14 protein-coding genes are annotated in these 19,789 nt (G+C 67.6%); 3 read left to right on the top strand and 11 right to left on the bottom strand.

Translation table 11 applies throughout. The features are described 5' to 3' along the window. Nucleotides 1–8: 8 nt before the first annotated feature. From CSC62_RS14400 to CSC62_RS14380, 5 genes are all read right to left on the bottom strand, one after another. Complete coding sequence (locus tag CSC62_RS14400; protein ID WP_162407381.1) at nucleotides 9–860, bottom strand: type II toxin-antitoxin system RelE/ParE family toxin; 852 nt, start codon at nucleotides 858–860, stop codon at nucleotides 9–11. Between the two features lie 87 nt (nucleotides 861–947). Continuing rightward, nucleotides 948–1,907, bottom strand: coding sequence for a DUF4344 domain-containing metallopeptidase (locus tag CSC62_RS14395; protein WP_246194466.1), 960 nt, complete (start codon nucleotides 1,905–1,907; stop codon nucleotides 948–950). A gap of 88 nt (nucleotides 1,908–1,995) precedes the next feature. After that, entirely contained in the window at nucleotides 1,996–2,493 is a 498-nt protein-coding gene (locus CSC62_RS14390; protein ID WP_162407380.1) for a hypothetical protein, read from the bottom strand. A 401-nt stretch (nucleotides 2,494–2,894) separates the two neighbouring features. Next, nucleotides 2,895–3,245, bottom strand: coding sequence for a hypothetical protein (locus CSC62_RS14385; protein ID WP_162407379.1), 351 nt, complete (start codon nucleotides 3,243–3,245; stop codon nucleotides 2,895–2,897). Nucleotides 3,246–3,306: 61 nt separating this feature from the next. Then, nucleotides 3,307–4,992: a sensor domain-containing diguanylate cyclase gene (locus CSC62_RS14380; RefSeq protein WP_162407378.1), complete on the bottom strand. Its 1,686-nt coding sequence runs from the start codon at nucleotides 4,990–4,992 to the stop codon at nucleotides 3,307–3,309. 260 nt (nucleotides 4,993–5,252) lie between these two features. Here CSC62_RS14380 and CSC62_RS14375 point away from each other — a divergent pair, with 260 nt between their 5' ends. Beyond that, nucleotides 5,253–5,708, top strand: a complete 456-nt coding sequence (locus tag CSC62_RS14375) for a VOC family protein (protein ID WP_162407377.1) — start codon at nucleotides 5,253–5,255, stop codon at nucleotides 5,706–5,708. A gap of 82 nt (nucleotides 5,709–5,790) precedes the next feature. On the opposite strand, the gene CSC62_RS14370 is transcribed toward CSC62_RS14375, so the two are convergent. The 5 genes from CSC62_RS14370 to CSC62_RS14350 all read right to left on the bottom strand — a co-directional run bounded on the left by CSC62_RS14370 (nucleotide 5,791) and on the right by CSC62_RS14350 (nucleotide 14,527). Beyond that, nucleotides 5,791–6,630 carry a glycoside hydrolase family 11 protein gene (locus CSC62_RS14370; RefSeq protein WP_246194464.1) on the bottom strand — a complete coding sequence of 280 codons (840 nt, stop codon included), beginning with the start codon at nucleotides 6,628–6,630 and terminating at the stop codon, nucleotides 5,791–5,793. Between the two features lie 221 nt (nucleotides 6,631–6,851). Next, nucleotides 6,852–8,939, bottom strand: a complete 2,088-nt coding sequence (locus tag CSC62_RS14365) for a methyltransferase family protein (protein ID WP_162407376.1) — start codon at nucleotides 8,937–8,939, stop codon at nucleotides 6,852–6,854. Nucleotides 8,940–9,057: 118 nt separating this feature from the next. After that, a complete protein-coding gene (locus tag CSC62_RS14360; protein WP_162407375.1) occupies nucleotides 9,058–12,759 on the bottom strand; it encodes a methylmalonyl-CoA mutase family protein in 3,702 nt (1,233 codons plus the stop codon). A gap of 179 nt (nucleotides 12,760–12,938) precedes the next feature. Then, nucleotides 12,939–13,877 (bottom strand): alpha/beta hydrolase, encoded by a 939-nt coding sequence (locus CSC62_RS14355; RefSeq protein WP_162407374.1) that lies wholly within the window; start codon nucleotides 13,875–13,877, stop codon nucleotides 12,939–12,941. 17 nt (nucleotides 13,878–13,894) lie between these two features. Beyond that, nucleotides 13,895–14,527, bottom strand: coding sequence for a TetR/AcrR family transcriptional regulator (locus CSC62_RS14350; protein WP_162407373.1), 633 nt, complete (start codon nucleotides 14,525–14,527; stop codon nucleotides 13,895–13,897). Between the two features lie 203 nt (nucleotides 14,528–14,730). Between CSC62_RS14350 and CSC62_RS14345 the strand changes: the two genes are divergently transcribed. Further along, nucleotides 14,731–15,831: a Glu/Leu/Phe/Val family dehydrogenase gene (locus tag CSC62_RS14345; protein WP_162407372.1), complete on the top strand. Its 1,101-nt coding sequence runs from the start codon at nucleotides 14,731–14,733 to the stop codon at nucleotides 15,829–15,831. A 58-nt stretch (nucleotides 15,832–15,889) separates the two neighbouring features. Continuing rightward, nucleotides 15,890–17,074, top strand: a complete 1,185-nt coding sequence (locus tag CSC62_RS14340) for an isovaleryl-CoA dehydrogenase (protein ID WP_425502034.1) — start codon at nucleotides 15,890–15,892, stop codon at nucleotides 17,072–17,074. A gap of 4 nt (nucleotides 17,075–17,078) precedes the next feature. On the opposite strand, the gene CSC62_RS18215 is transcribed toward CSC62_RS14340, so the two are convergent. Continuing rightward, on the bottom strand, nucleotides 17,079–19,789 hold a 2,711-nt coding region (locus CSC62_RS18215), incomplete at its 5' end, for a S8 family serine peptidase (RefSeq protein ID WP_343039611.1).

Genomic DNA, 19,789 nt, shown 5'->3' with positions numbered 1-19,789 from the left:
ACGTGCGCTTACCGGTACGGCCCCGGCCCGCGCCAGACCAGTTCGCCCTGCTTGTACACCGCCATGATCGCCACGACCTGGCGCGCGTCGCCGATGGCCTGCATCTCCGGGTCGCCCGGATCGAGCAACCGGCACTTGCTCGACTCGCGCCGCTGCGCCACCTCCGCCGGGCAGACCATGTAGTAGCGGGTGCCCGGCAAAGGGATGGACAGCTCCTTCATGCCATGCTCCATCCATGCCCGCAGCCGCGCCTCGGCGAGCAGGTCGTAGATGATCTGGTAGCCGCCCACCTGCATGCTCGGCTCGCCGGCGGCCATGTCCCGGAAGTAGCCGCCGGTATTGACCGGCCCGCGCGAGCGCCCGTCGTCGTCGGCGACGTCCTCCTCCAGCAGGCCCGGCGGCCGCCCAGTCCAGGTCTCCGGCCGGCGCTGGGCAGGCGCCGGCGAGCTGGCGGCGGGCGCCTGCGCCGGCCGCTCCGCGGCCGTGTCCGGGCTGGGCTGGGACTCGGGCTGCGGCGCCGGCGGCGGCTCGACGAACTGCGCCTGCAACACCGGCTTGCGCGGCTCCACCCGCTCCCGCGCCACGGCCTTGGACGGCGGCTTGCGCGCCTGCTCCGGCGAGGGCCGCGGCTGCACCGGCGCCGGCTGAGTCTCCCCGGACGGATTGCCGACGAAGTCCACGCGCACCCGGCCGCCGCTGGCCGCGCCCTGCGGGGCGGTCACGACCGGCTTGGCGGCGTACAGCAGCACCGCCAGCAGGAGCGTGTGCAGCACGGCGCTCAGCAGCGCCGAGGTCCACGGCTGCAGGCGTTCGCTGCGCGATTCGGGCCCGGCGTGCGGGCGGTCCGGGGTGCGGCTCATGCCGCCCGGGGGGCGTGGGGGAAGCGGGCCCTCATGGGGTCGGTAAGGCAAAGCGGGGGAACGGCATCGTAACCGGTCGCGGGCGCCTCAACCGCCACGCCCCAGATAGCGCGCGGCTTCCTCCCCGTACGCCTCGTATCCCGGCGCCAGGTGCGGCACCAGCAGGCGCACCCAGGCACGGCTGGCGCTGCGGGTCTCGCGGGGGCAGCTGGCGGCACGCGCGGCGGTCAGGTCGCCGGCGTCGACCATGCCGGCGAAGCCTTCCGGGTCGGTGCCGTAGATCAGGCACTGCAGGTTGAAGAAGCGCTGCTCACCCAGCGCGTGCTCGTCGGCGTACGCGTCCAGGTCGTAGGCGCCGGTGCTGCGCGAGAGCATCCAGTTCGCCGCCAGGCGCAGGTGGTCGATCACCTGCGCCGGGGTCTCGTCCAGGCCGGCGAAGCGCAGCATCAGGATCGCCGCCAGCTGGTCCACCGCGTCCTCCTGGCGGCCGGTGACGGGCAGGTCCAGCAGTTCCACCAGGGCGTGGCCGGTCTCGTGCAGCACCATGAAGCGCACGTTGGCGCGCACGTAGTGCAGCGGGTGATCCTCGCCCAGCCCCATGGCCAACTGGTGCGCCTGCCCCTGCTCATAGAGCGCGCGCAGGGTCTCGTAGCACAGCACGATCTCGGCCCGGTCCGGGTGATAGAAGACGTCGGCCCCGCCGCACTCGGCGGTGAGGAAACGCAGGCGGCGCGGCAGCGCGAACATGCCGTCGATCGCCTGCACCTCCGGCACCTGCCGCCACAGGTCGGCCTCGAGCACGCGCTCGTGGATCTCCTGCAGCCCGGGCGAGGCCGGCGGCAGGTAGTCGTATTCGAAGGCAGGTGCGCCCACCTTCGTGCCCTGCCCGCTGGGCTGGACCACCGAACGCGGCATCGCCCCGTCCTGCTCCTGCGGCAGCACGACCTGTCCGTCGCGGACCGGCACCGGCGGCGAAGCGCCGGCGCGGCCGGCGAAGGCCACTGCCAGGGCCATCATCAAGGCGGCGACGCAGGGGGTGGGAGACATCGGATCGCCGCGGTGGCAGACAGAGGTGCACAAGCGTAGGTGAATCGGACGCCGCGCGTGATACGCCGCGACCATGCCTGTCGACGGGCTAGCGCGTCCCCTCGCCCTCCGGCACACGGACGAAATGGTTCACGCGCAGGAACGGCCTGCGTGCCGCATCCAGGTAGGAGGCGACCTCGGTCATGGCAGCGCCGTCGGCGGACACGCTGTAGACGCGGGTCGAGGCCGGGATACCGTCGCGGGCCAGGCCCAGCACCATCACCCCGGGCGACGGCATGCGCATGGAGGCGCTGTCGGCCTCCGGATTGCGCTCGAAGGTGACGGGACCGCCGTCCTCGGGCAGGTCGGTGCCCATGCGCAGGACGGCGCCGGCCGGGTCGGTGATCGCCACGTCCATGCGCCAAGCCGGGCCGATGTCCTTGAAAGTGATGGTCACGCTCCTGGGGCGCGCTTCCGGCGGCTGGCTCATGCGGTCCACCTCCAGTGCCCAGCGCCCGGCCAGCGAGGGCGGCGCCGGGTCCCCGGCGTTCGCAGGCGCGGCCAAGACGAGCCCGCCGGCAAGAGCTGCGGCTTGCAGGAACCTCATGGTGCGTCTCCTTCGGGAAGAGCGGCGGGTCCGGCCGGATCATAGCGCCGCGGGCATGCCGCCCCGAGGCAGCCTTGGCGCGATGGCGATTGCACCCTGTGCGACGGCGCTGCGCCACTGTCGATCCACGCCGTACTCGCCGTTGCCTGGTTGAATCGGGGGCAATTCACGCACCCAGCACATCGTCGGTTCCCCGCCATACCGAGCACGAGGAGCGCACATGAAGATCGCCACCAAGCCTCAGCCTCCAGGACCAATGCCGCGAAGCCTTCGAGTTCTACGCCCAGGTTTGGCGGCGCATCACCGCTGCCTTCCCCTACAGCGACGACATGCCGGGCATGGAGATCGCCGACCCAGGCACAAGGATTGGCTGATGCACGTTCCCGATCTCACGAGATCAACTACTTCCTCGGCGCACCATCGACCGTATTTCGCGCAAGTCCTTCCATTGATACGTCATAGCTGCGCCGCGTGAAGATGCGACTCTCGTATGCCAGAAGTACCACCACATCTCCCTTCTTTACGTCGGCGTCTGCGATCGTCACAGGAATGATCGCGCCTTCTTTCAATCGCACCTGGATGTTGGTGGAGGGTCCCGAGAATCGTCCTCCTCCTTCTACTTTGACCACCTCGCCGTGGACGCGTCCGAGGTAACGAGGCCACGGATCAAGAACGAGGACGAACCCAACGACCAGAAAGCCGCAGAGCACCATGTACTTAAACATTCGCACCCCAAGTTTCGCCAGTCGCATCGAATCACACCACCGACGCTGACTGGCCGCAAATGGGCCCACCGCCTTCACGCGTGCTACGTTACTCGGCCCTTGCATCACCCCACTCCGTTTCAGGGAAAATGTCCCTGGCGTCTTTTCGCCCTTCCGCGACAAAAACGCACACGCCCGACGCCTGGCTCTTGGCCCTGTACATGGCAGCGTCCGCGGCCCGCAGGTAGTCATCGGCCGTCGTCAGGCCGGAGCCGCTGCAGACCAGGCCGATGCTCGCGCCGCCGGCCACGGTGTGCGCCTCGATCACGTAGGGTTCTTGCAGGGCGACGGCAATCTGCCGGGCACGTTCGGCGGCTTCGGCCGGTTCGATGGATTCCAGCAGCACGTTGAACTCATCGCCGCTCATGCGCGCGACCAGGTCGCCGCTGCGCACGCAGGATTCGAGCCGGCGCGCCACCTGCTGCAACAATTGGTCGCCCGCGTGGTGCCCGAGGGTGTCATTGACCGCCTTGAACCGGTTGAGGTCCAGCAGCAGCACGGCGAACATCGTGTTCCTGCCTGTTGCCGACGCGGCATCCTCTTCTTCCGCCTCGTTCCGGTGCAGCGCAATGGCATGCGCGAGGCGATCGCGGAACAACGGCCGGCCCGGCAGGTTGGTCAGGGCGTCGTAGGAACTGCCGCGCTCGGCCAGGTCGCTCAGCGAGCCGGCCATGCGCACGGCCGCACCGTCCTCGAACCGGGCCACCCCGCGCCAGTTGACCCACACCCGCCGCCCCGAGCCGTGGAACGCGCGGAAATCGACCGAGAAGTTTGCGCTGTCCCCCGACAGGTGCCGGCGGAAGGCCGCCTGCACCCGCTCGCGGTCATCGGGGTCGATCAGCTGTTGCAGGAAATCCCAGCCACCGTCATGCACGCGATCGGTGCCGCCCAGCCCGACGATCTCCTGGAAGCGCCCGGACACGTGCAGGGCGTCCGTCCGCAGGTCCCAGTCCCAGATGCCGTCGTTGGAACCGCGGGTGGCCAGCGCATAGCGGGTGTCCGAGCGCAGCAACTCCAGTTCCGTGTTCTTCTGCCGGGTCACGTCGATCATCAGGCCGATCATCCGGTTCGGCCGCCCCGGCTCGACCACCGCACGGCACAGGTCGCGCACCCACACGACCTTGCCGCACTTGGCGATCAGCCGGTAGCTCATCTCGTAGGCATGGCTGTGGGTGGCGTTGTAGGCGGCATCGTCGATGACCAGCGCCTCGGCCAGGTCGTCCGGGTGCACATGCGCCCGCCAGAAGCCCGGGTCCGAGCGCCACTCCTCCACGGTGTAGCCGAACAGCCGCTCGACCTGGGGGCTCAGGAAGGTGTTGCCCACCCCGATCTCGGCTTCCCAGACCACGCCATCGATGGTTTCCAGCAGCCGCAGGAAGCGCTGGCGCACTTCCACCAGCACCTGCTCGGTGACCTCGGTGATCTCGATCAGCACGCCCTGGCGGCTGAGCACCCGGCCGGCCGCATCCGTCTCCGGATGCAGCTGCAGGCGCATCCAGCGATAGCCCGCATCGGCGAAGCGCAGCCGGAACACCGGCATGCCCGAGCGCAAGGTGCCGGTATCGTCGGGATGCACGAACTCGAGCAGGGAACGGCCGAGCGCCGCCTCCACCGGATGCCCGGTGAGCGTGTGCCAAGCCGGGTTCAGGTAAGCGATTTCCCACAGCGCATCGGTCTGCACCACCGCCTCGGGCAGCAGTTGCAGCAGGTGCGCGGATGGGGTGGAGGTGGGCATGCGGTATGGTCACCGAAGCACGAGCGGCCAGTCCAGCGCCACGGAGCATGCCGCAGCAACGCCAGGTGGGTGCCGGCGACAACGGCCTACCGCCCCGGGCAGCCCGGGCACGATGGCGGTCATCGGCATCCCGTCCCAGGCGACGGCGCTGCACCACTGTCGATCCACGCCGTGCCTGCCCGTCGCCTGGTTGAATCCGGGACATCCACGCACCGCGGCCCATCGCCGGCCCCCGGCCACACCGACCACAAGGAGCGCACATGAAGATCGTCACCAGCCTCAGCTTCCAGGGCCAATGCCGGGAAGCGTTCGAGTTCTACGCCCAGGTGTTGGGCGGGCGCATCACCGCCGCCTTCCCCTACGGCGACGGCATGCCCGGCATGGAGATCACCGACCCCAGGCACAAGGAATGGCTGATGCATGCCTGGCTGGAGGTCGGCGACCAGTCGCTGATGGGCGCGGACATGGACCTGGCTTGGGCGCCGAACATCGACAAGCCCAAGAACGGCTTCGACGTCACCCTGCACACCGACGACATCGACGAGGCCAGGCGCTGGTTCGAGGCGCTGTCGGCCGGCGGCAAGCAGGTCATGCCGTTCGCCGAGACTTTCTGGTCGCCCGGGTTCGGCTCGCTGGTGGATCGCTTCGGGATCCCGTGGATGGTCAATACCAATGCGGGGCCGGAGTGGAAGCCGTCGCAGGGGGATGCGGGCTGACGACGGCCTCCACGGACATCACCCCAGCACGAGGAAGTGTTCGGCCGGAGCGCGCCCTTGGGCGCGGCCGGCGCTGCAGCGATTACCTGCCCGCATCCCAGACCCGCCCTGAAGCGGTGCCGCTTTTTTCCACCAGGAAGACCTCGACCGCGAAGACCTGGTAGGTGGGGTCGTCGCTGGCGTCGAAGTTGTCCATGTCGGGCAGCTTCCAGCCGTTGGCTTCCCAGGCCTTCACGTGGTCGGCAAAGACGATCTTGTGGTCGACCCCGAGCGGCATCTGCTCCTTGGGCTTGCTCCAGTACTGGTAGAACGTGGCGGTGTTGTTGATCGAGGGCTTTTCCCTGCGCACGGTGCGCCAGGTGGTGTACTCCACTCCGTCGCTGACGAAGGAAATGCCCTGCTCACCACCCTGGGCTGGCGTGCGGACCCAGCGCTGGATGATGTAGTACTCGACCAGGTGGGCGGGATCGGCCGGATCCATCGCCTTCTCGTAGCCCCAGCCATAGAGGGTCACGTAGCTCGCGCCGGCGTCCTCGTTGAGGCGGTAGCCGATCACACGGTTGCGGTCGCCGCTTTCCCAGCCCGGGCCACCGACATAGTTGTAGTTGCCGCCAATCCAGTCGATCTTGAAGTTGCCCTGCTCGTCCAGCTTGAACGAGGCTTCGCCTCCATCCTTCCAGTGGGTGAAGAACAGGTCGCCCACGTGGCCGGTCGCATGGCTCTGGGTGAGCAACGTCTCGCCGGCAAAGCGCTGGGTGTAGGCCTTGAACTTGGTGATCGGAGGCTTGCCTTGGTCCGCAGCAGCAGATTGGGGAGGCGGCGCATCGGACGCCGAGGGCGCCGCACAGCTGGCGATGCCGAGGATCAGGGCGGAAGTCAGGATCGAGGCGGTGAGGCGGCAGGCCATGAGGGGACGTCGCAATCCTTGGATTTCTGTACGGAGAGACCGACCGTAGCATCCACCACGGCTATGTTCACGCATTGGTGTGACCTTCCCCAGTGGCATGCGTCCCATGGCATTCCGCGGTGCCGACCCCGACCCCGCGAGAAAGCGCATTCCGATCTCAGGTTGCACCCAACTCAAGTGAAAGTGCGCTCTGACACCGGTTCCGTCGAAAGCGCATTCCAACCTTTGCTTCTAGATCAGACGTCCAGATCATCTGCGGACGATCTCGAGAAATACGCCGACCTTGCCAGATCTCTAAGGCTATAGACACGCTGAGCACCTTGATAAGGCCGATCAATTAAAGATCTCTCAGCCAAAGTCCTTGCCCTCCTACCAACCAACTGATGAGAACAATCGAGCTCCATAGCAATATCACCCGGCTTCATCTGATCACCCTCCGAATTGAGGACCGCTAGAATCCCGAGCTCCAACTTATCCAGTAGAACCTCGCCCGAGATCGCCTCCACATCTCTCGCGTACTTCTTTGAAAGATTGACCACGGAGACAGTACCACTCACACATTCCGGACAACGCATCTTGAACATCTTAATTGCTTCGAGCATCTCAACTGGAAACTTTGCACCACAAGAAGCGCAACTTATTTCTTGGTTTCGATTAAGAAAGGCAAGAACGATGGGAGAATAATCAAACACCCTCTCTACGGGATAAAGGCGCCACTCCCTCTTTCCAATCGGCCGACCGAAGCGAATCGAGTACTTGTTACAAAGCCCATAATTGAGAGCAAAGATCGAAACTTTTCGGCCCGAACGATCGGACATTTCGAAATACTTCGTCACAAAGAAATTGAGCTCCAACGTCCGAAGGAGCTGCTCCATTTCTGTTGGCACATGAAAGTGGCTCGTGAAAGGATTGCCCGAGAACGTCGCAAAGACCTCCGATGAATGCTGCCGAAGATCTTTACTGCGCTTGACGATATCCTCGAGAAGCTCTTTTAAGCTATATAGAGACAATCTCTCTGCAAATGTGTCATGAAGAAATTTGCCAAGCCTAAAATACTCCTCCACTTTCTCTTCATAATATTTCTGTGCGGCGTCTTGAATGACAGAAACAGAAATTTTCTTGCCCTTAATAAGCGCGAGATCCGCGCAGAAATGCAGTACGTACCCGAGCACTCTAGGGTTTGCCATGCTCGCATAGAAGAGGTGACGCCACACTTCCCCATCCTCCAAGGCAAACACTTCGCCGAGCCGGTTCTTTAGAAATTTATCGAAACGAACTTCGACGAGTCGCCGCGTGAAATCGATGGCAGATTCTTCCATCGTTCCAACATCGCTACTCCCATATAACTTAAACAGATCTAGATAAACTTCGTCAATCTTTGTCTTATCTATGTCACCGAAATAAATACGCCCTGGATAAGCCGCAATCTTGAACTTTACCAGCTCTTCCGACCAGTTATTCAATGGCGCCAATAGAACATCAACTACGAACTTCATGCTCTCCTGAGGGAGCTCTGAAAAATCATCGATGAGCACATAAAGGCGTGTATAACCCGCACGCTCAAGAAACTCGCGCAATCTTGCAATGAATGCCTTGACATTCATCGTACGGAGAAATATTTGCGTATATTCCTCTGCTGACGCCCCCGATTTGACGAATTCATCGGAAACACCGAAAGAGATCACCGGGCTCGTTGCACTTACTTTTGCCCCGATCTCAGCTTGCTCCTTCTTCGAGTGCTCTGAACTTACGGCCACCTTAGGCCTGTGTAACGCCACAACGTTGTCAAAGCTCGGGATTTCAAGAGACCTGACAAGCTCATCTAACTGAGCATCAAGCTCCGAGTGCGACCCAAACAGCCCCTTCAACCTTCCCCAGAGCGAGCCTGAGAATTTACGTTTTAGCTGAACCCTAAGCTCAGAAACCAATGACTCGAGGAATGCTCGCTGAAGCAAAAGACGCTCCACAGCATCCGGGGGCAAAGCATCTGGTGCTGCCGCTAACTTCAGAGCAAGGGCCGGATCGATCTGGCAGGACTCGAACACAGTTTTAATATCTATGTACGCAGACGTGATCGCGCTCTTCTGCTGTATTTCGCTCTGCAGCTTCTGGAATACCGTGGACTTACCACACCCCTTTCTTCCGATGAAAAAGGTGGTGTGTGGATCCAATGCACTTTGGAGCACACCGTTTCCAGGCAACGGATCCACATACAGCGAGTCGATCAAAAGATCGTTACTGTCGGGATCTACCAATTCGGCTCGACGAGCGAGCTTCAGTGACTGACAGACCTTTCTGAAGCCTTCTATGACAACCGAATCCATATCCTGCGACTCTCTAGTTAGTTATCTTTTACGCCACCCAACGGTGAATCCAGCTGGGCTTCGCACCGGCTGCCAGGACGGCTGCCACGATGCCCCGCAACTCAAGGCCCGGGCGGCATTACATATTTCTCCGATACTCCCCGCCCAAGCCATACAGCGCATGGCTGATCTGCCCCAGGCTGTGGGTCTTGACCGCTTCCACCAGCGCCGCAAAGACGTTCCCCCGCCTGCGCGCCGTGTCCTGAAGATACGCCAGGCCGTGGCCGTCGTGAACATGTTCAGCCAGCCCGCTGCCTGATTCGTCGGCCCCGGCGATATGGCCGGTGGCGGTCTCCCCTTCCGGGGCCAGGCGATTGCGGTTGGCCTGCCAGCCCCGCACGTTCTCGATCTGCTGCGCCTTCTCGCCCTCGGTGGAGCGGATCAGCTCGATCTCGGTGGCGACTTCGCCGGCGTGTTCCCTGGGCAGGAAGGTGTTGACGCCCACCAGCGGCAGCGAGCCGTCGTGCTTCTTGTGCTCGTAGTACATCGACTCTTCCTGGATCTTGCCGCGCTGGTACATGGTGTCCATGGCGCCAAGCACGCCGCCGCGCTCGCTGATGGCCTCGAACTCCTTGTAGACCGCTTCCTCGACCAGGTCGGTCAGGTACTCCACCGCGAAGCTGCCCTGCCAAGGGTTCTCGCAGAAGTTCAGCCCCAGCTCCTTGTTGATGATCATCTGGATGGCCACCGCGCGGCGCACGCTCTCTTCGGTGGGCGTGGTGATGGCCTCGTCGTAGGCGTTGGTGTGCAGGCTGTTGCAGTTGTCGAACAGGGCGTACAGGGCCTGCAGGGTGGTGCGGATGTCGTTGAACTGGATCTCCTGGGCGTGCAGGGAGCGGCCGGAGGTCTGGATGTGGTACTTCATCATCTGGCTGCGCTCGTTGCCGCCATAGCGCTCGCGCATGGCGCGGGCCCAGATGCGGCGGGCGACGCGGCCGATGACGGTGTACTCGGGGTCCATGCCGTTGCTGAAGAAGAAGCTCAGGTTGGGCGCAAAGTCGTCGATGTGCATGCCGCGCGCGAGGTAGTACTCGACGATGGTGAAGCCGTTGGAGAGGGTAAAGGCGAGCTGGCTGATCGGGTTCGCCCCGGCCTCGGCGATGTGGTAGCCGGAGATGGACACCGAGTAGAAGTTGCGGACCTGGTGGTCGACGAAGTACTGCTGGATGTCGCCCATCATCCGCAGGGCGAACTCGGTGCTGAAGATGCAGGTGTTCTGGGCCTGGTCCTCCTTGAGGATGTCGGCCTGGACGGTGCCGCGCACGGTCTTCAGGGTCTGCGCCTTGATCCGGGCGTAGGTCTCCGGGTCGAGCAGCTGGTCGCCGGTGAGGCCGAGCAGGGCCAGGCCGAGGCCGTCGCTGCCGGGCGGCAGGTCGCCGTGGTAGCGCGGGCGCTCCCTGCCTTGGAAGAACGCGTCGATCTTCTTCTGCGCCTGCGCCCAGCGCTGCGGGTCGGCCTTGAGGTGTTTCTCCACCTGCTGGTCGATGGCGGTGTTCATGAACATCGCCAGGATGATCGGCGCCGGGCCGTTGATGGTCATCGACACGCTGGTGGTCGGGGCGCACAGGTCGAAGCCGGAGTACAGCTTCTTCATGTCGTCCAGGGTGGGCACGTTGACCCCGGAGTTGCCGATCTTGCCGTAGATGTCCGGGCGCGGCGCCGGGTCCTCGCCGTAGAGGGTGACCGAGTCGAACGCGGTGGACAGGCGCGCGGCCGGCTGGCCGGCGGACAGGTAGTGGAAGCGGCGGTTGGTGCGCTCGGGCGTGCCCTCGCCGGCGAACATGCGGATCGGGTCTTCGCCGGTGCGGCGGTAGGGGGAGACGCCGCCGGTGTAGGGATAGCTGCCGGGGAGGTTCTCCTTGCCGAGGAAGGTCAGTAGTTCGCCCCAGCTCCGGTAGGTGGGGGCGGCGATCTTGGGGACCTTCTGGTGGCTGAGGGATTCGCGGTAGTTCTCGACCCGGATGGGCTTGCCGCGGACCTGGTATTCGGTGGCCTCGTCGGTGATGGACTTCAGGCGCGCGGGCCATTCGCGCAGCAGGCGCAGGGATTCGCTGGAGAGGGACTGGAGGGCGTCGTTGTAGCGTTGGCGCAAAGTCAGCAAGGTGTAGTCCGCAGTCACTTGAGCCCCTCTCCCCTCGGGAGAGGGGTTGGGGTGAGGGTTCGGAGTACTGCGGGATACGTCGGCCGGCGTACCCTCTCCCCAGGCCCCTCTCCCGACGGGAGAGGGGAGCAGGGCGTCGGGGGCGTACAGGTCCAAGGGAGCAGGCAGCAGTTCGTCGCCCAGCTCGCGCAGCGATTCCCAGTACGACTGCGCGCGGCTGGCGGTCCCGGCCTCGGTTTCGATGCGGCGGTTGATCGCCCTGCCCTGTTCGGCGATCTCGGCCAGGTAGCGCGCGCGGTTGCCGGGGATCAGCACGGTGGCGCGCGGTTCCTTCAGCGTGGTGTCGATCTCCGGCCGGAAGTCGCAGCGTCCGCCCTCGCCCGCACCGGTCTTGTCGCGCAGCAGCCGGCACAGGTTGGCGAACATCCAGCCGATGCCGGGGTCGTTGAACTGGCTGGCGATGGTCGGATAGACCGGGATGTCCTCGTCCCGGGCCTGGAACGCCTGGCGGTTGCGCTTCCACTGCTTGCGCACGTCGCGCAGGGCATCCTCGGCGCCGCGGCGGTCGTACTTGTTGAGCACGACCAGATCGGCGAAATCGAGCATGTCGATCTTCTCCAGCTGGCTGGCCGCGCCGTAGTCGGAGGTCATCACGTACACCGGCAGGTCGACCAGGTCCACGATCTCCGAGTCGGACTGGCCGATGCCGGCGGTCTCCACGATCACCAGGTCGAAGCCCAGGGACTTGAGATAAGCAATACAGTCCTTGAGCACCGCGTTGGTGGCCACGTTCTGGCGGCGGGTGGCCATCGAGCGCATGTAGACGCGGTGGCTGCGCAGGGCGTTCATGCGGATGCGGTCGCCCAGCAGGGCACCCCCGCTGCGGCGGCGGGTCGGGTCGACCGAGACAACGGCGATGCGCATGGCCGGGAAGCAGGCCAGGAAGCGGTTGAGCAGTTCGTCGGTGACCGAGGACTTGCCGGCGCCGCCGGTGCCTGTGATTCCGACCACTGGCGTGGGCGGAGGTGATTGGTGATTGGTGCCTGGTGATTCGGAAGGGCGCGGCTTCGTCCAGCCTTTTCGCAAGAGGGCCAGCTCGGCTTCGGAAATGGCGCCGTCCTCGATGGCGGACATCATGCGGCCGATCGCGATTTCGTCATCGATGGCTGGATGCGAGTGCCCTTTCAAATCACCAATCACCAATGACGAATCACGATTGCGCGCCGCGCGCGCAACCACGTCCTCGATCATCTCCACCAGGCCCATCTTCATGCCGTCGTTGGGGTGGTAGATGCGCTCGACGCCGTAGGCTTCCAGTTCGCGGATCTCCTCCGGCGTGATCGTGCCGCCGCCGCCGCCGAACACGCGGACGTGGCCGGCGCCGCGCTCGCGCAGCATGTCGACCATGTACCTGAAGTACTCGACGTGGCCGCCCTGGTAGCTGGACAGGGCGATGGCGTCGGCGTCCTCCTGCAGGGCGGCGCGGACCACGTCCTCGACGCTGCGGTTGTGGCCTAGGTGGATCACCTCCACGCCCTGCGCCTGGATCAGCCGGCGCATGATGTTGATCGCCGCGTCGTGGCCGTCGAAAAGGCTGGCGGCGGTGACGAAGCGCAGCGGCGAGGTCGCGGCGCCGGCGTCCGGGCGGGCACCGGAAAGGTGGCTGGCGGGCGTGCTCATGCGTGCGATGTCCCGGACCGTGATGGCCCGAGTCTATTACTTGCACGGGAAACCGATGGGTGCGGTGCAGCGTAGGCCCATGGAACCTCGCAGCGCCGCGGGCAGGCCCGCTCCCCGTGCCGTGGACGCCTTGGGGAGATCGTCCACCGGGAAGCGGGCCTGCCCGCGGCGCCGCCGTCCTAGGCGAAGCCGAAGCGCAGGTTCGGCGACGACACCACCCGCTCGCCCACCGTCTCGCCGCGCAGGAAGCGCAATGCCGCCTCGATCACCTGCGGGTCGCCGGCGATGCGGTGGTGGCCCAGGCCGCGGGTGCTGAGCAGGCGCGCACCGGGCCACAGCCGCGCGTAGCGCTCGCCCTCCTCCCACGGCACGTCCGGGTCCTCGAGGTCGTGCACCACCAGCGCCGGCACGCCCATCGCCGGTGCGTGCAGGTGCGCGGCGAAGCTGTCGACCGGGGCGCCGACCTGGCGCTCGAAGCGCTCGAACATCCGCGCCACCAGCGCCGGCGCCAGGCCCACCGCCTGGCCGAAGCGGCCGCCGGCTGCGCGCAGGTCGGCGGCCGGGGCGAGCAGGACCACGCGATCGGTGCGCACGCCGGCGGCCAGCGCCAGCAGGGTCGAGGCGCCGCCCATCGAATGGGCGACCACCGCGGCCGGCGGGCCATGCCGGCGCGCCACCGCGGCCAAGGCGGCGGCGAACGCCGGCAGGAACGGCCGGCCGCCGCTGTTGCGCCCGTGCGCCGGCTGGTCGAACGCGACCACCGCGTAGCCGGCCTCGCGCAGTGGTTGCACCCACGGCCGGCAGCGCAGGCCGAAGCTGGACCACCCGTGGGCGAACAGCACATACGGCTGCCGGGCTGGATCGCCCCAGACGTAGGTGGCGACCGCCTCGCCTTCGCTGCGTACCTCGCCCAGCACAGCATCCCCGCAGTCCGCCGCCTGGGCGCGGCTGCGCGAGGACGGCGCAGGCGTGCCGAACAGGCGCGAGGCCTGGCGCACGGTGGCCTCCGGCATCAGCCAGCCGCCCAGGGCGAAGCCCCAGCGAAGCAGGCGCGACGCGGCCGAGGATCGAACGGTCGTGCTTTTCTTCGGCGAAGCCAGGGATGCGGCCGTGGACATGGCGGGTTCTCCAAGGATCAGGAAGCGGTGGAAGGCGCGGCGGTGGCGGCGTGGCGCGCCAGCAGGTCGGCGACCGCGCGCCGGGCCAGGGCGGTCGCATCCGCCGGGCGGTACAGGCGGGCGTGGTGCAGGCCGTCCATCAGCGCCTGCAGCTGGAACGCGACCAGGGCCGGATCGGTGGCAGCGGCGAGGTGGCCCTGCTCCACCGCCATCGCGGTCGCCTGCTCCAGGGCCTGGTGCCAGCGCCCGGTCAGCGCGGCCACGTGCTCGCGCATCGGCCCGGGGCGGCCGTCGTACTCCAACGCAGCGCCGAGGAACACGCAGCCTTCCGGATGCGCGTCGATCCAGCCAATCCAGGCCTCGACGATCGCCTGCAGCCGCGGCAGGCCGCGCGGCTGCCGCAGGGACGGCAGGAACACCGCGTCCACGAACTGCCCCGCCACCCAGTCCAAAGTCTGCCGGACCAGGTCCTCGCGCGAGCCGAAATGGGCGAACACGCCGCTCTTGGACATGCCGGCCATGGCCGCCAGCTCGCCGATGGTCACGCCCTCCAGGCCGACCCGCGAGGCCATGTCGGCGGCGCGGTCCAGGAGCATGCCGCGGGTGCTGGCGCCCTTGGGGGTGGCGGCGGTGGCGGGAGGCGGATTCATGGCGGCTTGAATAGCACGACCGTTCGTTTCATTCAAGCGGTGCCGCGAACCTGCCGCAAAGGCAGGGGTAGAATGCGCACCGCGACCCACGCCCCCTCCCCCGGCCCGGTGTCGCTTTTTTGTTTCCGACCGGTCCCAGCCCACCGCCACCCGGCCACGTCGCCACTGCCCGCCACCGCATGCGACACGACGCGGAGCCAGACATGCTTTTCGAAACCCTCGCCACTTCCGGCCACGAGCAGGTCGTTTTCTGCAACAACCCCGACGCCGGCCTGAAGGCGATCATCGCCGTGCACAACACCGTGCTCGGCCCGGCCCTGGGCGGCGTGCGCATGCGTCCCTACGCCAACGAGGCCGACGCCGTGCGCGACGTGCTGCGCCTGAGCCGGACCATGACCTACAAGAACGCCCTGGCCGGGCTGAACGTGGGCGGCGGCAAGGCGGTGATCCTGGGCGACCCCAAGGCCGACAAGAGCGAGGCCCTGCTGCGCGCGTTCGGCCGCGCGGTCGAGGCCCTGGGCGGCCGCTACATCACCGCCGAGGACGTGGGCACCGACGTCAACGACATGGAGCTGCTGTACCTGGAGACCGAGTTCGTCACCGGCGTACACCAGGTCCACGGCGGCTCCGGCGACCCGGCCCCGTTCACCGCCTACGGCACCCTGCAGGGGCTGATGGCCTCGCTGCAGCGCAAGCTGGGCCACGAGGAGGTGGCCAAGACCAGCATCGCGGTGCAGGGCCTGGGCCACATCGGCATGGAGCTGGTGAAGCTGCTCAAGGAGCGCGGCGCCAAGCTGTTCGTCTCCGACCTGGACCCGGCCAAGGTCGAGCGCGCGGTGGCCGAGTACGGCGCCGAGGCGGTCGCCCCGGACGAGATCTACGACGTGGCCGCCGACGTGTTCGCGCCCTGCGCCATGGAAGGGGCGATCGACGCCCAGACCCTGGAGCGGCTGAAGGTGAAGATCGTCTGCGGCTCGGCCAACAACCAGCTGGCCAGCCACGCCATCGGCGACGAGCTGCACCGGCGCGGGATCCTGTTCGCCCCCGACTACGCGGTCAATGCCGGCGGGGTGATGAACGTCTCGCTGGAGATCGACGGCTACAACCGCGAGCGGGCGATGCGCCTGATCCGCAGCATCTACCACAACGTCTCCAGGATCTACGACCTGTCCGAGCGCGAGGGCATCAGCCCGCAGTACGCGGCCGACCGCATCGCCGAGGCGCGGCTGGAGTCGATCGGCCGGCTCAAGCTGCCGATGGGCCGGGCCCAGCCGCGGATGCGGCACCTGCGCGGGGAGCACTGAGCCCCCATTGCTGCACCCGCACGTGTGCGGCGACGGCCGCGCCACTAGACTGGTTCAAATGAAACCATCCGGGCGGAGGGGCCCGATCCGCATGTTCCAGCTGGGGGAGGACATCGACGCGCTGCGCGAGGCGGTACGCCGCTTCGCCGAGGCCGAGATCGCACCACGCGCCGCACGGATCGACCACGACAACGCCTTCCCCCAGGACCTGTGGCCCAAGCTGGGCGAACTGGGCCTGCTGGGCATGACCGTGGACCCGCAATACGGCGGCAGCGGCATGGGCTACCTGGCCCACCTGGTGGCGATGGAGGAGATCTCGCGCGCCTCCGGCTCGGTCGGCCTGAGCTACGGCGCCCATTCCAACCTGTGCGTGTCCAACCTGTTCCTCAACGGCAGCGACGCGCAGAGGGAGAAGTACCTTCCGAAGCTGTGCAGCGGGCAATGGAAGGGCGCGCTGGCGATGAGCGAGCCGGGCGCCGGCTCGGACGTGGTCGGCTCGATGCGCTGCTCGGCCGAGCTGAAGGACGGCGTCTGGATCGCCAACGGCAACAAGATGTGGATCACCAACGGCCCGGAAGCCGACGTGCTGGTGGTGTACATGCGCACCGCCGGCAAGGACGCCGGCAGCCGCTGCATGACCGCCTTCATCGTCGAGCGCGGGATGCCGGGCTTCTCCACCGCGCAGAAGCTGGACAAGCTGGGCATGCGCGGCTCCAACACCTGCGAGCTGGTGTTCGAGGACTGCGCGATCCCGCAGGAGAACGTGCTCGGCGAAGTGAACCACGGCGTGCGGGTGCTGATGAGCGGCCTGAACACCGAGCGCCTGGTGCTATCGGGCGGGCCGATCGGGCTGATGCAGGCCGCGCTCGACATCGCCCTGCCCTACGTGCGCGAGCGCTGCCAGTTCGACGCGCCGATCGGCAGCTTCGGCCTGATGCAGGGCAAGCTGGCCGACATGTACACCGCGCTACAGTCCTCGCGCGCCTTCGCCTACCAGGTCGCGCGCGACTACGACGGCGGCCACGCCTCGCGCGCGGCCGCGGCCAGCTGCCTGCTGCACGCCTCCGAGGCCGCGGTCCAGGTGGCGCTGGAGGCGATCCAGGCGCTGGGCGGCAACGGCTACATCAACGAATTCGCCACCGGCCGCCTGCTGCGCGACGCCAAGCTGTACGCGATCGGCGCCGGCACCAACGAGATCCGGCGCATGCTGATCGGGCGCGAGCTGTTCGAAGGCCGCGGCTGAGCGGTCAGAACCCGAACGCGTAGCGCAGCGACACCAGGCTCGCGTCCCCGCGCGGGCCGAAGCGCTGGTCCCAGGCCAGGGACAGGTTCGCGCGCGGCGACAGCCAGGCCTGGGCCGAGAGCCCGAACAGTCCGCCCGAGCGCGCCGGATCCTGGCCGGACAGAGGCGACCACGTGTCCACGCCGACGAAGCTGGCCTGGATCTCCAGCCCGTCGCTGGCCAGTGTCTGCTGCCACTCGGCGTAACCGTGCAAACGCAGCCATCCCCATTCGCCTTGCGCGCGCAGGCCGGCGATGGCCTGGCTGCGCCGGGCGACGCTGCCGTCGCTGCGCAGGCCGAAGCCCTCCGCGCCCGCCTCGTGGAAACCGTCGCTGGCCACCCGTGCGTGCTCGAACGCCAGGTAGGGCACGAGCGCGCCGGCCCCGGCCGGCAGCCGCCAGCCCGCTTCCAGCCCGGCCACGGCGAAGTCGCCGGCGTAATCGCTGTGCACGCCGTAGCGCACCTCGCCCAGCCGCAGCTCGCGGTCGATCTGCCGTTGCCACTGGCCGGCGCCGAACTGGCCCAGCAGGTAGGCGCGGTCCCAGTGCGTGCCCAGGTAGGCCTGGGCGCGGGTCTGGCGTTCGCGGCTGCGGTCGGCCAGGCCCTGGCTGCGCGCGTCGCTGCGGCTCTCGCCGAAGGCCAGGCCGGCGACGGCAGCGCCACCGCTGCGCAGGTCCTGGCCGATCATCCAGCCGTCCAGCTGCGAGGCCATGCCGGCCTGCACCGGGCCTGCCGCATCCAGCGCCTGCGCCCAGCCGCCGGCGATGGCGTCACCACCGGCCAGTTCGCCGAAACGCGCCGACAGCGCCCGCCGGCCCAGGTCCAGGCTGTCGAAGGTGGCCGCCGCGGCCGCGGCGTGCGCCTCGCCGGACAGGCTGCGCAGCGAGGCGGCCGCGGCGCCGGCATCGGCGGTGCGCTGGAACTGCCCGGCGACCCGCACGAAACCTTCGGCGATCGTGCCGCCCTCCCCGGCCTGCTGCGCATCGACCTGGTCGAACGCCGCCTCCACCCGCTGCGCCGCGGCCAGCGCCGCCGGGGTGATGCCCTGCAGGCTCGCCGCCGCCGCACCGACGTCCAGGCGGCGCACATCGAGCCAGGCCTGGGTGCTGGTGTACAGCAGCGAGGCATCCAGGAACACGCCCGCGGCGCTGGTCAGGCCGTCGAAGCGCCCGCTCAATCCGCCCGCCGCGCTGATCACGTCCTCGCGCACCTGGGTGACGTAGCCGTCGCGCACGCCCAGCACGTGCACGTCGCCGCCCTCGATCGTGGCCTTGCCCTGCACCTGCAGGGCGCCGTAGCCCAGGGTCATCGCCAGCCGGCCGCCGTCCTGCTGCAGGTAGTCGCCGGCCACGGTCAGGCCGGTCCCGGCCGCCTGCGCCGCGCCGATCTCGACCACGCCGGCGTTGACCAGGTCCGCGCCCAGGTGGCGGGTCCCGGCCAGGCGTCCGCCCGCGTCCACGTACACGTCCGAGGCCGACAAGGCGCCGCGGATCTCAAGGGTGCCGCCCTGGATCCGGGTGTCGCCGAGATAGTCGAGCGCCACGCCGCCGTCGCCGATGGCCAGGGTGCCCTGGCCGCGCTTGACCAGGCCGCCGGCGCCGCCGATCGCGTTGCTCCAGGTCGAACTGCCGTCGAAGCCGACGCCGACATCGCCCCAGTCGAACCTCGCCGGCCCGCCCAGGGCCCTGCCCAGGTTCAGCAGGCCGTGGCCGAACACCGCGTCCACGCCCGGGTCGCCCAGGTCGGTGGCCGTGCCCAGCAGGGTCTGCCGCACCAGGGCGTTGTCGAAGTACGGGAACTTCTCCCAGACCACCGCCGCCGCGCCCGACACCAGCGGCGCCGCGTACGAGGTGCCGCTGCCGTACCAGTAGCTGGGGTTGCCGGCGGTGTCGTCGTGGCCGGTGAACACCGCCGTGCCCGGCGCGACCAGGCAATAGTCGCGGGCGATGCCGCAGGCGTTGGAGTAGTAGGCCAGCTGGGTCGGGTTGCTGGTGTCCAGCGCCGCCACCGCCAGCCAGCCGCGCGCCAGGTCGGCCGCCGGCAGGCTGCCGTTGGCGCCGGGCTGGCTCGGCAGGGCGGCCATGTCGGTCGGGTCGGCACGGCTCTCGTTGCCGGTGGCGAACACCACCAGGCCGTCATGGTCGCGAATGAAGAACCGGTACTCGTCGGCGATCGCCGCGGTGGCCGAGGCCTGGTTCCAGTACAGGCCGCCCCAGGAGTTGTTCATGATCCGCATGCCGCGGTCGGCCAATGCCTGGTTGATCGCCTTGATCCCGATCGCGCCGGTGACCTCGTTGCCCTGCCCCGAGCCGTCGTCGTCGGGCTCCTCGTCGTTGATGATCCGCGCCGAGAGGATCGTGGCGCCCGGGGCCCCGCCGCCCGGCCGGCCGCCCCCCGCCGCGCCCGCCGCGAGCTGGGCCACGGTGGTGCCGTGGCCGACCACGTCGTCGACGGCGAGGTTGTTGCCGCTGGAGGAGACATAGGTGAGGTTGGCCGCCACCCGCCCGGCCAGCGCCGGGTGGTTGCGGTTGACGCCGGTGTCGATCACCCCGATCCGGTAGCCGGCGCCGGTGTAGCCCTGGCGCTCGGCGACGGTGGCGTGGGTCAGCACCAGGTGCGCGTTGGCCGCCGGCTGCGGGGTCGGAGGCGGCGGCCAACGCGCACCTGGTGCTGACC

This window comes from Pseudoxanthomonas jiangsuensis (genome assembly GCF_010093185.1).
Lineage (GTDB): Bacteria > Pseudomonadota > Gammaproteobacteria > Xanthomonadales > Xanthomonadaceae > Pseudoxanthomonas > Pseudoxanthomonas jiangsuensis.
This window is presented reverse-complemented; position numbering and strand designations above follow the sequence as displayed.